This is a genomic window from Bacillus sp. FSL K6-3459, from assembly GCF_038003305.1.
Lineage (GTDB): Bacteria > Bacillota > Bacilli > Bacillales > Bacillaceae > Bacillus > Bacillus pumilus_O.
Genome location: NZ_JBBOOW010000001.1, coordinates 3,539,918 through 3,553,758, shown reverse-complemented (window position 1 = coordinate 3,553,758; position 13,841 = coordinate 3,539,918). Strand labels below are relative to the sequence as shown.

General features: G+C 42.6%; 12 protein-coding genes. 7 read left to right on the top strand and 5 right to left on the bottom strand.

The genetic code is table 11. The features are described from left to right. Nucleotides 1-8 precede the first annotated feature (8 nt). Nucleotides 9-1,346, bottom strand: a complete 1,338-nt coding sequence (locus tag MHI35_RS18135; RefSeq protein WP_211062733.1) for an amino acid permease — start codon at nt 1,344-1,346, stop codon at nt 9-11. A gap of 320 nt (nt 1,347-1,666) precedes the next feature. Between MHI35_RS18135 and MHI35_RS18130 the strand changes: the two genes are divergently transcribed. Beyond that, nucleotides 1,667-3,181, top strand: coding sequence for a methyl-accepting chemotaxis protein (locus tag MHI35_RS18130; protein WP_335349445.1), 1,515 nt, complete (start codon nt 1,667-1,669; stop codon nt 3,179-3,181). A gap of 41 nt (nt 3,182-3,222) precedes the next feature. On the opposite strand, the gene MHI35_RS18125 is transcribed toward MHI35_RS18130, so the two are convergent. Together MHI35_RS18125 and MHI35_RS18120 are read right to left on the bottom strand one after the other, a co-directional pair. After that, a complete protein-coding gene (locus tag MHI35_RS18125) occupies nt 3,223-4,206 on the bottom strand; it encodes a Gfo/Idh/MocA family protein (protein WP_144520637.1) in 984 nt (327 codons plus the stop codon). A 144-nt stretch (nt 4,207-4,350) separates the two neighbouring features. Then, entirely contained in the window at nt 4,351-4,710 is a 360-nt protein-coding gene (locus MHI35_RS18120; protein ID WP_012011790.1) for a MerR family transcriptional regulator, read from the bottom strand. Nucleotides 4,711-5,019: 309 nt separating this feature from the next. On the opposite strand from MHI35_RS18120, the gene yidA reads away from it, so the two are divergent. Beyond that, nucleotides 5,020-5,832 (top strand): sugar-phosphatase, encoded by an 813-nt coding sequence (gene yidA / locus MHI35_RS18115; RefSeq protein WP_211062731.1) that lies wholly within the window; start codon nt 5,020-5,022, stop codon nt 5,830-5,832. 239 nt (nt 5,833-6,071) lie between these two features. On the opposite strand, the gene MHI35_RS18110 is transcribed toward yidA, so the two are convergent. Next, nucleotides 6,072-7,079 carry a helix-turn-helix transcriptional regulator gene (locus MHI35_RS18110; protein WP_211062730.1) on the bottom strand — a complete coding sequence of 336 codons (1,008 nt, stop codon included), beginning with the start codon at nt 7,077-7,079 and terminating at the stop codon, nt 6,072-6,074. Between the two features lie 129 nt (nt 7,080-7,208). Here MHI35_RS18110 and MHI35_RS18105 point away from each other — a divergent pair, with 129 nt between their 5' ends. Next, nucleotides 7,209-7,916, top strand: coding sequence for a class I SAM-dependent methyltransferase (locus MHI35_RS18105; RefSeq protein WP_211062729.1), 708 nt, complete (start codon nt 7,209-7,211; stop codon nt 7,914-7,916). After that, complete coding sequence (locus MHI35_RS18100) at nt 7,913-9,010, top strand: saccharopine dehydrogenase family protein (RefSeq protein WP_211062728.1); 1,098 nt, start codon at nt 7,913-7,915, stop codon at nt 9,008-9,010. Before MHI35_RS18105 ends, MHI35_RS18100 begins: the two co-directional genes overlap by 4 nt. 28 nt (nt 9,011-9,038) lie before the next feature. Here the strand turns inward: MHI35_RS18100 and MHI35_RS18095 are convergent, their stop codons facing one another. Beyond that, entirely contained in the window at nt 9,039-10,859 is a 1,821-nt protein-coding gene (locus MHI35_RS18095; protein ID WP_211062727.1) for an acyltransferase family protein, read from the bottom strand. A 240-nt stretch (nt 10,860-11,099) separates the two neighbouring features. On the opposite strand from MHI35_RS18095, the gene MHI35_RS18090 reads away from it, so the two are divergent. The 3 genes from MHI35_RS18090 (at nt 11,100) to deoC (ending at nt 13,735) form a co-directional block, all read left to right on the top strand. After that, nucleotides 11,100-11,975 (top strand): aldose 1-epimerase family protein, encoded by an 876-nt coding sequence (locus tag MHI35_RS18090; protein ID WP_211062726.1) that lies wholly within the window; start codon nt 11,100-11,102, stop codon nt 11,973-11,975. Between the two features lie 60 nt (nt 11,976-12,035). Continuing rightward, a complete protein-coding gene (locus MHI35_RS18085) occupies nt 12,036-12,980 on the top strand; it encodes a sugar-binding transcriptional regulator (RefSeq protein ID WP_335349446.1) in 945 nt (314 codons plus the stop codon). Nucleotides 12,981-13,063: 83 nt separating this feature from the next. Beyond that, on the top strand, nt 13,064-13,735 hold the full coding sequence (gene deoC, locus MHI35_RS18080) for a deoxyribose-phosphate aldolase (protein WP_211062724.1): 672 nt from the start codon (nt 13,064-13,066) through the stop codon (nt 13,733-13,735). Nucleotides 13,736-13,841 lie beyond the last annotated feature (106 nt).

The following is a 13,841-nucleotide window of genomic DNA, read 5'->3' as shown; positions in this document are numbered from 1 at the left end:
TTTAGCGTTTAAGCCTTCTTTTTCATTAAGAATGAAGCAATGATGGCTGCGATTAAGAAACCGATGCTGATAATCGAGCTAGGCAAGTTTTCTTGTCTGAATAAAAACATCACAAAACTCACACTTAATACAAGACCTGCAAATAAAGTTAAATACGGAAACAGCCACACCTTGAAATAAGGCTCCTGTGGATATTTCGGACGAAGTTTCAGATGTGCCATGCAAATGCTAATCCAAATGAGTGAAACAGCAAAGCCAGGAATAGCTAGCATATAACTGAAAATTTGCTCTGGATATAAGTAAGCAAAGAATGTTCCGATGAGAAGAAACAGAACGGTCACCCATAAACTCAAAATGGGCACACCTCTTTTGTTAACCTGTGCCAGCTTTTTCGGACCGCCATCTGATTTAGAGAGAGAATGCATCATTCTCGTTGTGCCATAAATGCCAGAATTCGCCGCCGATAGAACGGCTGTAATCAATACAAAATTAATGAAGTGAGAGGCGCCTTGCATACCTGCTGCTGAAAAGACTTGCACAAATGGACTGTTATTTGGATCAATTTGATTCCAAGGAATGAGTCCACAGATGATCAAAATTGGCAAAGTGTAAAATAAGATAATACGCCACATCATACTTTTAACAACACCAGGTAAGACCTTTTCGGCATCCTTAGTTTCTGTAATGGTCAGCCCGATCAATTCAGAGCCCCCATAAGAGAATATAACAACTAATAAAGAGGCGAAGATCGCACCCCATCCGTTCGGGACGAAGTTATGATAATTGGTGAGTGCAGATGTGCTTTGTTCGTTCGGAATGATCCCAAATAATAGAGCTGCACCAAGAATAATAAACACAATAATAACGAAAATCTTCATTCCAGCGAACCAAAATTCAATTTCACCAAAGTATTTTACATTATTTAAGTTAATTCCGATGACTAATAGCGAGCAGAGTAAACATAGTGACCATAGCGGTACGTTCGGTAACCAGTATTGAAGCAGGCTACCTGCCGCAATAATCTCGATGACACACACAGTGAGCCACATGAAACAGTAAACCCAACCGACGACAAATGAAAAACGTTGACCAAGCGCAATCTGTATCAGGTCGCGAAGGTTATTTCCCGGATAGACAATCGCCATTTCAGCTAAGGCTGCCATCACGATGAGCAATAATAATCCGGCAAATACATAGGAAAAGATGACCCCAGGACCTGCTAAACCGATTGTATCGGCGCTTCCTTTAAAGATTCCTGTACCAATGACCCCGCCCAATGCAATCATGCGAATGTGACGCGGTGATAAAAGCTTTTTTAATTCTTGTTGTTCCTGATTCGCGCTCATGACGTTCTCCTTTTTAAAAAAATGCTTATGTTCCATTTTCTTTTTTCGGGACGTCACTGTCAATATAAAAAAAGAGATTTTTCAGACAAAAGAGGCGGTTGATTCTATCAAATGAACCGTTTTCTTCCATAAATCCTTTCCATGACCTATCCCCAAAATCTGAAACTTCGTGAAAAAATGAACATTTGCCTTCATTCTGACATAAACAATTTTCAGTTTTTGTCGATATATCTTTTGTATTACTAAAGTCCTAATAAAGAATTATTTATAACTGTAAAATATTTCAAAAAAGCATGAAGGAATGAAAGGAGTTATGAAAGATGTTTATGAGAAAAGGAAATGATTCATCGTCGGGAACCCTTTTAAATGAGAGTAGTCGATTAGTAGAACGAATTGAGAAGGGAGACCTTTCAGCAAGAATAGATACTGCTGCATTCTCTTCAAGTCAAACGATTGAAGCAGCAGCCCAAATAAATGAAGCTTTGCAAAAGATGCAGGAAGTAAATGAAGATATTCAAATGCGAATGAATTTGGTGACAAAAGCTATTCAAGTTGGTTTATGGGATATGGTTGTGATCGCTGGAGATCCGGTCAATCCAAAAAATGAATTCACATGGACGGATGATTTCCGTAAAATGCTGGGCTTTCAAAACGAGCACGATTTTCCAAATGTTTTAGACAGCTGGGCATCTCGAATTCATCCGGATGAACAAGAATATACCTTAAATGCATTCTCTGCGCATTTATTGGATCATTCGGGACGTACACCATATGATATCGAATATCGCTTGAAGTTGAAAAACGGAGATTATCGCTGGTTCAAAGCAACTGGCACGACCATTCGTGATCGAAATGGTGTCCCTCTTCGTGTGGCGGGAGCTCTTTTTGATATTCATGATCAGAAATTGAAAGAAGAAGAACTACAAGCATTCGTGACGAGATATGACTTGATCAACCGTGCGCTTGTGGAAGCTCCTTGGGACATGGTCGTAGAAGCCGGCGATCCAGTCAATCCGAATAACGAGTTCTGGTGGTCTCCGCAGTTCAGAAAAACGCTTGGCTTTACGGACGAAAAGGATTTCCCGAACGTATTAAGCAGCTGGAGCGACCGCCTGCATCCTGAGGATCAAGAAAAGGCTCTTCAAGCTTTTGCAGATCATTTGAATGATCACTCTGGACGCACGCCATTTGATATTGATTACAGATTGCAGAGCAAAAATGGCGAGTATCGCTGGTATCATGCTGGTGGTGAAACCATTCGTGATGAAAAAGGTGTTCCTCTTCGTGTCGCTGGTACCATTCGTGACATCACGTTAGAAAAAAACAAAGAGAAAACAGCGAATGAAATGGCGTCACAAGTAGAACAGCTTTCAAGTTCAATCAGTGAGATGGTATCAGGTATCAGCTCTGTAACAAATCAAGCGCAAGAGCTTGCTGTTGCACAAGAGCAGTCAACATCTGCTGCCAATCTAGCAAAAAATAGTGCAGATGAGACGAAAAATATTTCTGACTTGATCAAAGAAGTAGCGAACCAAACGAACCTGCTTGGTCTAAATGCGGCGATTGAGGCAGCAAGAGCTGGTGAACAAGGAAGAGGATTCTCAGTCGTTGCAGATGAAGTACGTAAACTGGCGCTTCATAGTGCCAATGCAACAGAGAATATCGAATCTAGTTTAACGGAAATGAAAACACAAATTGATGAAATCCTTGAAAATATTTCGAACATGACAGCTCTTACGCAAACACAGGCTGCTTTAACAGAGCAAGTAAATGCTTCAGTCGATGAAGTAAACCACATGTCTCAGCGCCTTGTTGCCTATTCGAAGAGTATTTAATCATTAAGAACCGCCCTCACATCAGAAGGCGGTTTTTTTTATTACAATTGATCTGCTGGGAAAACAATACCTGCATCTTTTCTTGCAGCATCAAGGACTTTCATGACAGAGAGACTTTCATCAAGCCATGCATAGCACAGTTCATGATTTTTTGTTTCAATGATGTGCTGAAAAGCCTCTGCTTCATAAAATAGGCGGTTTGAATTTGTTTGTGCATTGAGTGAGATCACCTGATCATTCATATGAAGCAGCACTTCCTCGCAGCCATTCGCTCCATTTTTTACATGAATGAAGCCTTTTTCTCCTTGAATCAATGCAAAATTCATGCTGCTTGTATCCTTACTTCCGACACTTGTTGCAATGAAATCATTGTAGGTGAAAGTCAAAACACCAGATGTATCTATGCCATTTGGGTGACGGTTTGCTTGGTAGCGAACCTGCTCCGGTGATCCGAAGAGATTCATGATGAAATGGACATTATAGATATTAATATCCATCAATGCTCCTCCTGAGAATTCAGGGTTAAAGACATTTGGCGTTTCGCCGGCTAGCAGTTGATTATATTTGCTTGAATATTGACTATAGTTGCATTGAACCAGTTTGATTTTACCTAACTGATGAAGGTGTTTTTTGATGAAATGATAGTTTGGCATATGAACGGTCGTAATGGCTTCAAATAGAAGAAGCTGCTTTTCCTTTGCGAGAGCGATTAAGGCTTCCAGCTCTTTGACATTAGAGGTGAAAGGCTTTTCGCAAATCACATGTTTTCCTTTTTTTAATGCAGCCGTGGCATGCTCGCTATGTAATCGATTCGGTGATGCAATATAAACGGCTTCAATGTTTGGATCTTCTAGCATAGCCGTTAAATCTGTATAAGTTGTTTTTACACCAAATTGATCGGCGAGCTTCTTTGCCGTTGCTTCCTTTCTTGAATAGACGGCATGACAAGAAGCGCCATCAAGCTCTTCAATCCCTTGCAGGAAGCTTTCCACAATCACACCTGTTCCAATGGTTGCAATGTTCATTCTATTCAAAACCCCTTCCACTTGTTTGATATCAAGTAAAGCTGTCTTTAGTATAACTGATGTTTGCATCGCACGCGCACTTGGCACCTGGGCGGAGAGGGGCGCCAGTGGCAAACACTGGCACATCTTTGGCAGCCCTTACAATTAGCTGATGTTCGCTAATGTTTGTTTAGTTAACAATTGAATGGCAGCTTTCCTCTTCTTTAATTCATGAATGGAGTGTTGAATATCCTCCACTTTTTGTTCGAGCAGCTGTTCAGCTTCTGTCTTTGATTGTTTTTCAAATAACGATTTGATAATTTCGCGAATTTCTTTGAGTGAGAAATCTAGCTTTCTTGCTTCTGTGATAAAGGAAAGCATAAGTACATATTTTTTATCATATAAACGATAGCCGTTATGTGCTCTCTTTGGTTCGGGGAGCACACCCTCATTTTCATAAAAACGAATGGTTTCAATATGCACACCAGACATTTTTGACAATTTACCTCTAGTAAACGTAATCATTCCCTGCACCTCCTTTCTTTGCTATCCATCATACAATTAGAATTGCTAGTTTCAAAATATTCAGCGGTGAACATTTGTTTTCATTTCCCCTTTGGAAAAGGGCAGAAACTCTATTTACAGCAGGATGAATAGAATACGATATAATAGAGAAGGCATTTGACAATTTTGTTACAGGTGAGAACCAGTAGACAGCGTGATGAAAAAACGATAGGCTAAAATAGGTAAATAGTAATGATATAACCTGTCATCATCTAAATGATGGCTCAAAATAGTGCAGCACGTTTTTTGCTGAGAAAAGGGGACCAGTGAATGTATAAATTAGTTGCAATTGATATGGATGGTACGTTATTAAATGATCAACATATGGTGCCGGATGAGGTGTTTGAAGCCATTCAGCAGGCGAAAGCAGAGGGAGTTAAAATCGTATTATGTACAGGACGGCCGATTGGCGGAGTGCATCGCTATTTAGATGATCTTCAGCTCAATCAAGAGGGAGATTATGTGATTGCCTACAATGGGGCGCTTGTCCAAAACAGTCACACAAATGAAGTGGTGTCAGAACTGACGTTATCCTATGAGGATTTAACTTCTTTATATAAGCTGAGCCGTGAGCTCGATACACCGATGCATTATTTCGATTCCGCTCATTTGTACACACCGAATCGAGATATTAGTGAGTACACAGTACTTGAATCCTATTTAACAAAGCTGCCGCTTAAATATTTACCTGTTGAAGAGGCAGATCCTTCAATGAGACTACCGAAGATGATGTATATTGATCACCCAGAACGGTTGGAAAAAACGATACAAGCCATTCCATCTGAAGTAAAAGACAAGTATATGATGGTGAAAAGCACAGATTTCTTCCTTGAAATCCTGCATCCTGAAGTCAGCAAAGGGAATGCCGTGAAGCTTCTAGCGAAAGAGCTGGGGATTGCTCGTGAAGAGGTCATGGCCATTGGTGACAATGGAAACGACGTATCGATGCTTGAATTTGCGGGCTGCGGCGTTGCGATGGGGAATGCCATTGATGATGTCAAAGCAGTAGCGGATGTTGTGACAAAATCCAATAATGAAGCCGGAGTTGCACATATCCTGCATGAGTTAGTTTTAGGAAAATAAACAAAAAAGGCGGTCTACCACTAAGGTAGCCGCTTCAGCGTGTAGACAAACCTTCGCATTCGTTGTCAGGTCTGTGCTCCGGTGCTCACGAATCTCAAATTCGCTCTGCTCCGGTGCTCGTCCTTCCTAGACTTCAAAGGTTTTCTATTACGCTGAAAAGAAGATAAAGGGCTAAAAGAAGATCATTTTAGCCCTTTGTCAACAATCTGAAGCGGTCTACCACTAAGGTAGCCGCTTTTTTATATGTGAGAGAAAAAGTAAACAAGCATCCGTCTGCTGCTCAAATTTGTCTTTTGCAGCATCGCCTTTACGTGATCATGGACGGTATGGGTTGAAATAAATAAAGTACTGGCAATTTCCTTTGTAGACTGTCCTTTTAATAAGCAGTCGAGGACGTTCATCTCTCTTTCTGTCAGCTTGTACGTTTTTGCCGCATAAGGAAGAATATCATGGGTTTGAGCTCTCTTGATGTGAATCATGACAGCCTCTTCCTGACCGGCTGCCTGCGCTAATCGAAATGCTTGAAGAGAGAGGAACAACCCCGTAGGCAATCTCGTCATGCTTGCAGCGGTTTGCTCAATATCGCCGTATAAAAGTTTTGCCCCTAATGCCCTAAACGGGCGCGGCATGATCGCCTTGTCATGGATTTGTTCAAAGGCTTGAAACGTCTGGAGCCAATAAAGACCTGTCTCATTTCCATAAAGAAGGTTGTAATCGTGCGAAAGAATGAGGAAGCCTTGTTGCTCCGCCGCCGCGTCTTCTTCCGTATCTCTTTTCTTGAAAAGTTCATCTCTTAGCCTGGCTGCGAGTCTGGGCGTTTGTTCAATGACCGCTTGGATCTCTTTTTCTTGAAAAGGTTCCTTGTCCTTTAGACGATAGAGGCTAGCAATCCCCCAGCATTCCCCTTGAATCACAAGAGCTGCCCGCAATTCATCAGACCATCCATTAGGTAACAAAATGTCTTGGTAGCGCTCACTACTAAGGTATTCTCCGCTTTGGACAAGGCTCGCAGCATGAACGGGGCCTTTGGCTAGCGTTTCATGCTGATGTACGTCCCTTTTTAAAAACTCATTTTGAAACAGCTGGTTATGAATGTCTTCAATCGGTTCATCTGTGAAGGAACCTGTCGAGAGGAGAGTGGCTGGATCAATGGTCGTGATACAGGCTGCATCAAAATCAAGGACGGCAGCAAGTTCGTCCCGAATGTGTTGTCTCAGCTGCTGAAAATGAGTGGCTGGATTGTCCACAGGATCTCCTCCTCAAAAATCCCCACTTTTAGGGATCGTGTTTTCTGATGTCTCTTTTTACAATAAAGATGTCATATCGTTAGTGTACAGGAAACGATGTAAAGCGGAAAGGAACTGGAGGAGAAGGATATGAAAGAAAACCAGCATTGGCACGATCCCGTGGCTGAGTCATATGCAGCGACGATTGCCTATAAAGTACCCGGCTATCAGCTATTGCATGAGTTGACAATAGACGTATTAGAAACTGAATTAAAGGGAGCGGCTTCCCGCATCCTAACTGTTGGAGCGGGTGGGGGCGAAGAGATCATCAACATGTTACAAAGAAAAGAAGACTGGCTCATCACAGGGGTCGATCCGTCACCTTCTATGCTGGACATGGCGAAACAGCGAGTGGCACAAATAGAAATGGAGGCGCGTGTCACATGGCATGAGGCCTCATTAAATACGATTTCAGCTGAACCTGTTTACGATGCAGCGGTGAGCTTGCTTGTTATTCATTTTATAGAAAAGCGTCAGCTCTTTTTAGAGGAGGTTGCCCGTAGGCTTCAACCAGATGCGCCGTTTCTGTTGGCATTTATACAAGGCGAGATGAAGTCCCATGCATGTCAACAGGAGCTTCACATGCTTTCTCTTTTCATGCAGCGGCAAGGCCTAGAAAAAGAGGTGTTTACGTCCTTTAAAAACAGGCTGGGGCACACGACACACCCTGTTCCCGAGGAAGAAATAAATGAACATTTAATCAAAGCAGGATTTGAAGACATCAGACCTTATTTTCAGGCAGGAATGATCAAAGGGCTTGTTTGCAAGCGGAGTCGTAGAGAGGCGGATGAGAAATGAGAACACAGGTGATGGTGATAGGCGGCTATGGACATGTTGGACAGCAAATATGTCTTCAGCTAAGCGAGGTGTATCCTGGGCAAATTGTTGCGGCAGGCAGAAGCTATGAGAAGGCAGAGAAATTTTCACGCCAGACAAAAGGGAAAGTTCTTCCCTATCAATTAGACGTCAGTGAGCCGTTATGTTCGGACTGGATGGATCAAACAAAACTGGTGATCATGTGCCTTGATCAAGAAGACCCGTCATTTGCTGAAACAGTTCTGCGGTCAGGTATTGATTATATCGATATCTCTGCGAAAGGAGCGTACATGGAACAGGTGGCAAAGCTGGATCAGCAGCACATCGGCGCAACGGCTTTACTCAGTGTCGGGCTTGCGCCTGGCCTTACGAATTTATTGGCAGCGAAAGCATCATCTATGCTCTCATCAGTGAATCAAATAGATATAGGGATTATGCTTGGATTGGGTGATCAGCATGGGAAAGCCGCCATTGAATGGACGCTTGACAATGTTCATACTGACTATGTGCTTACTGAGCATCATCAACGTAAAAGAGTCAAAAGCTTTACCGGAGGCAAACGTATAGATTTTGGGGTGAAACTTGGAAAGAGGCAAGCCTATCAGTTCCCCTTCTCGGATCAGCAGACATTGCCTACGACGCTCAGCGTGCCTTCTGTGACGACAAGGCTTTGCTTTGATTCTCGCGTGGCAACGCGGGCATTTGCCTTCACAAGGAGTCTTGGAATGACGTCTCTTCTCACTGTTCCTAAAATCAAGGAACGAGCCATTTCCATGATTCAATCGGCTCAAATGGGAACAGATCAATATGCAGTGAAAGTGGAGGCGTCAGGAATGGAGAGGAACAAGATTCATCAAGCAACGCTTGGAATAAAAGGGCATGATGAGTCACAAGCAACAGCTCAAGTCGCCTCTGCTGCAGCACTGCATTTATTGAGCAGGCAGTTTGAGACAGATGTGTTTCATATCGAACAATTATTTTCATTAGCGTATGAAAATGGTGATTTTGCGTTGGTGGATCAAAAAACGAAGGAAAAGCGTGTGTTAGCGCTGAAAGCAAGCCTTTTAACAGCATAAAAGAAGACTAGCAGGTTGCTAGTCTTCTTTATGAAGATGACACATCTCCTTTTTTCTTGATGCTCGCTGTAATGAGCTGTGTCAATGTATCAGAGCCTTTTGTTGAAAGGTGAACACCATCAGGCTGAAAATAAGATGGCTGTCCGGTAGCGGCTGAATGCCAATCGACTAGGGTCACATTGGCATGTTGATCGGCCACTCGCTGAATGACTGCATTCACATCATTTTCCCAAGACCTTGGGACTCTCGTGTTCACAAGGAAAATGTGTGCCTTTGAAAATTGCTGAATGAATGCTGTCAATGTGCCCTCAGTAAAATAGCCATTCGTGCCAAGCTCAATGATAACAGCGGCATCAGATTGATTAAATGAAGCATACTGAGGAGCGATGCTGACGGCTTCGTTCATTTGTCTGCCAACCTTTGCATCGATAGTGATTTGTGCATATGTCTTTTCAAGATTTGGCGCTATGTCTAGCATGACGGAATCACCAATAGCAAGAATTTGGTGAAACTGCTTCTGATCTGCTGTTTTCTTCTCGTGTGTTTCTTTCTTTTTCTTCGTTTTCGCTTCCGTAGAGTCTCCTGCCTTTTTTGGTGTCGTCTTAATTTGTGTCACTTCCTTGGCATGTGGGGACGTATGGGACGAGCTGGACATGCCAATGGTAAATAAGATCAAAAGAGCCGCGGTGATTCCAAGGAACACTTTATTAGACGTAGACCATTGTTTGAATCCCTTTTTCCAAATAGACCAAGAGGCAAAATATTGTCTGAAGCCAAGCCGGCGAATCGGTTGCTCGATGAAGCGGTAAGAAGCCTCTGCAATGAGTAAAATGGCAATGATCTGCAATGCGACACGCCCCAGAGAAGGCTGTCCAATTTCAATGACAGGGGTGGTCAGCACGATGATGGGATAATGCCACAGGTAAATACCATAAGAACGCTTCCCAAGCCAGACGAGCGGTTGATAGGAGAGCCATTTTCCTAGTAGGCTTGCAGGGTGGCAGATGCATGCAATTAAAATCGCTGCATTCAGACAGAATAAAAGCATGCCGCCTTGATAGAGAAAGCCGTCAAATTCGTCCACTGCATAAACACATAGAAGAAAAACCGCAAACGATCCAAAACCAGCGATATGTAAAATACGCCTGCCAACAGGAAGTAGCTTTTTGCTGGACAGTCTTTGCATGGGCCATACAAATGCTAGGCTGCACCCAATCAGAAGCGCAAATGCACGAGTATCTGTTCCATAATAAACTCTGCTTGGGTCCGTATCTGGTGAATAAAGAATCGCCATCCATAGGGCGGAGACAAGCGCAAGGCCAAAGGTGATCATTGGCAGATGGGATCTATTTTTTACCCATTTTAGTCCTGCAATCAATAGTACTGGCCAAATGATATAAAATTGCTCTTCGATCGCTAAAGACCATAAATTTTTCAGTGGAGATACAGCATTGAAGCTATCAAAATAAGACAGCTGATGGAAAATGTACCACCAGTTACTGACATAAAAAAAGGACGATAAGGCATCGCCACGAATGGACAAAAGCGCATTCGAACCCGCAATCGCACACCAGCTGACGGTTAAGAAAATCATTACGTAAGCAGCTGGAAGAAGCCTTCTGATCCGGCCCATCCAAAATGGCAAAAGCTCTTGATAGCCCAAATCCTGTTTATGTAACAAGATCGTCGTAATCAAGTAACCAGAAATCACAAAAAACAAATCAACGCCAAGAAACCCGCCGCTCGCAGGTCCAATATGTAAGTGATAAGCAATGACCGCCAATACAGCAATGGCTCTTAGCCCATCTAATCCTAATATATAACGTAAACGATTCTCCTTACTGTTCATGAAAATGAATCCCCCATTTATGTCAAAACGCTTCTATTTTGTTGTTACGCCAAAGAACAACGATTCTTTTATTTTATATAAGATTAGACGAATCAGCATCACATTTTGTTGGCGAATTTCTGTCTTTTTTTAAAATTTTTATATAAAGAAAGAATTGATGGTTTGGAAGGCTGCCTTATTTTTATACTCAAAACCAAAATCCCTGTCATAATAAAAGAAGATGGAAAGGGGATGTGTGAAATGAGAAGACTTGAAAATGATCAGTTATTGATTCAAATCAATGAGAGAGGTGCCGAGGTCAGAGAGGTGCTTCATAAGGAAAGTGGACGTCAATATATGTGGTCTGGCGATCCTGCATACTGGGGCAGGGTGTCGCCTGTCTTATTCCCGATTGTTGGGCGATTAAAGAATGACCAATACAAGATAGATGATCAAACCTATGAGCTCACGCAGCATGGATTTTTGCGTGATGTTGATTTTGATGTACATGAAGAAACGAAACATACAGTGACTTTTCAATATGAATCAAAAGGTCGTCATATCGAGCAGTATCCCTATGAATTTACCGCCCGTATTCGATACGAGCTGTCGGAAAATGGTCTGATGATTTCCTGGGAAATTGATTATGCCGGAGATGACACGATGTATTTCTCTATTGGAGGTCACCCCGCATTTCAAGTCCCGCTTGTTGAAGGAGAACGTACAGCGGATTATACCCTGACATTGATGCCTTCTACTGAGCAACTACCTGTCCAATATGAACTGGAAAATTCACTTATTAAGGAGAAAGAAAAAGGGATTCAGCTTAAACCGATTCCGCTTCGACCAGAGCTTTTTCAGCATGATGCGATGATCTTTCGTCATATCAATCGAGTGTCATTGACGTCTCAAGCAGGTCACGGGGTTGAGGTTGATCTCACTGGTTTTCCGTTCGTTGGTATTTGGTCACCTTATGATCAAGAAAAAGGCACAATGGCTCCTTTTGTTTGTATTGAGCCTTGGTACGGTATTGCCGATGTGGAAGGGACGAATGGACAGTACAAGGAAAAGTTCGGTATTCAAACTTTAGAGAAAAATGAAACCTTCCTAGCCGCCTTTACGATTTTCTTCAAATGAACATTTGTGCATGATAAGTTGAACAATTTGTTATGATAGAAGAAAAAAGGAGGCGTACGAATGGATCGGGAGAAACAACAACTGAGTATTGAAGCGGCAAGGCTATATTATTTATCGGATTACAGCCAGCAGGATATTGCCAAACAGCTCGACCTGTCGAGACCAACTGTATCTCGGCTGCTTCAATATGCAAAGGAGAAGGGGTACGTCCAGATAACGGTAATGGACCCGTTTGAAGACTTGAATGAGCTGTCTTCATTGCTTAAGGAAAAATATGACCTGCTCGAAGCCCATGTGGTGTTTTCGCCCAAAGATGATTATCCAACGATCACCGAATACTTGAGTCAATTTGGTGCCGAATACTTGCAAAACACAGTAAAAGACGGTGATATCGTTGGCGTGAGTTGGGGAACCACTATGTATCAAATTGCTCAAAAGATGCAACCTAAACAGGTCAAAGGTGTAGAGGTTGTCCAGCTGAAGGGTGGGATTAGCCACTCCCATGTGAATACATATTCTGCGGAAACCATCCAGCTGTTTGCAGAGGCCTTTCAAACAGCACCGCGCTATTTGCCTCTTCCTGTTGTATTTGATAGTGCTGCCGTCAAGGAAATGGTGGAGCAGGACAGACATATTCAGCGCATCATTGAAATGGGCAAACAGGCGAATATTGCTGTGTTCACTGTTGGAACGGTAAGAGATGAAGCCCTTTTGTTTAGACTTGGTTACTTCCGTGAAGAAGAAAAAGCACTGCTCAAAGCATCTAGCGTTGGAGACATCTGTTCGCGCTTTTATGATCAAGAAGGCCGCATTTGCAGTGAAGCGATTAACAACCGTACGATTGGCGTGGAGCTTGATGATTTAAGGACAAAAGAACGCTCTATTCTTGTTGCTGGCGGACATCGCAAGGTTGCTTCTATCCACGGGGCACTAAGAGGAAAATATGCGAACTTCTTGATTATTGATCAGCATACAGCAAAGGCTCTTTTAAATGTCACAAAATAGATGAACAAAATTTCATAACTATGTTTACAATTGTTCATTGGTCATATATGATGAAAGTATCATAATTAAAAGGAAGTGTAAGCATGACGATAGCAAAGCTCATTGATCATACAGCACTAAAACCAGATACATCGAAAGCTGCAATTATGCAGTTACTTGAAGAAGCAAAGACTCATCAGTTTGCATCCGTTTGTGTGAATCCAACATGGGTATCTATTGCGGCGAAAGAACTAGCAGGAACAGGCGTTGATGTTTGTACAGTCATCGGTTTCCCGCTAGGTGCAAACACAACAGCAGTGAAAGCATTCGAAACAAAGGATGCCATTGAGAATGGTGCAACTGAAGTGGACATGGTTATCAATATCGCGGCATTGAAAGACGGCGAATATGATGCAGTTGAGCAAGATATTCGTGCAGTTGTAGACGCGGCAAAAGGGAAAGCACTTGTGAAAGTTATTATTGAAGCGTGCTTACTCACAGATGATGAGAAAGTCAAAGCTTGTGAGCTTTCAGTGAAAGCTGGCGCTGATTTTGTGAAAACATCGACTGGATTTAGTACAGGCGGTGCCACTGCTGAGGACATCGCATTAATGCGTAAAACAGTAGGGCCTGACATCGGTGTGAAAGCATCAGGCGGCGTGAGAACAAAAGAAGATGTTGAGGCAATGCTAGCTGTAGGCGCTACGCGAATTGGTGCGAGTGCAGGCGTTTCTATTATCAAAGGGGATCAATCAGCTCCTTCGAAAGACTATTAATTCATACGATCCTATGGTAGGATAACATTCGTGACTCATAAATGAAGAAAAAGTCATATGCGGAAGAAACTCGATTCTGGTAATTTCTTCCGCGCTTTGTTTACGA

Bases quoted from the DNA above. Each gene is read 5' to 3' on its own strand.
- yidA (WP_211062731.1), top strand. From the start codon at position 5,020: ATGTATAAATTAGTTGCAATTGATATGGATGGTACGTTATTAAATGAT.
- MHI35_RS18125 (WP_144520637.1), bottom strand. From the start codon at position 4,206: ATGAACATTGCAACCATTGGAACAGGTGTGATTGTGGAAAGCTTCCTG.
- MHI35_RS18090 (WP_211062726.1), top strand. From the start codon at position 11,100: ATGAGAAGACTTGAAAATGATCAGTTATTGATTCAAATCAATGAGAGA.
- MHI35_RS18120 (WP_012011790.1), bottom strand. From the start codon at position 4,710: ATGATTACGTTTACTAGAGGTAAATTGTCAAAAATGTCTGGTGTGCAT.
- MHI35_RS18095 (WP_211062727.1), bottom strand. From the start codon at position 10,859: ATGAACAGTAAGGAGAATCGTTTACGTTATATATTAGGATTAGATGGG.
- MHI35_RS18135 (WP_211062733.1), bottom strand. From the start codon at position 1,346: ATGAGCGCGAATCAGGAACAACAAGAATTAAAAAAGCTTTTATCACCG.
- MHI35_RS18130 (WP_335349445.1), top strand. From the start codon at position 1,667: ATGTTTATGAGAAAAGGAAATGATTCATCGTCGGGAACCCTTTTAAAT.
- MHI35_RS18105 (WP_211062729.1), top strand. From the start codon at position 7,209: ATGAAAGAAAACCAGCATTGGCACGATCCCGTGGCTGAGTCATATGCA.
- MHI35_RS18085 (WP_335349446.1), top strand. From the start codon at position 12,036: ATGGATCGGGAGAAACAACAACTGAGTATTGAAGCGGCAAGGCTATAT.
- MHI35_RS18100 (WP_211062728.1), top strand. From the start codon at position 7,913: ATGAGAACACAGGTGATGGTGATAGGCGGCTATGGACATGTTGGACAG.
- deoC (WP_211062724.1), top strand. From the start codon at position 13,064: ATGACGATAGCAAAGCTCATTGATCATACAGCACTAAAACCAGATACA.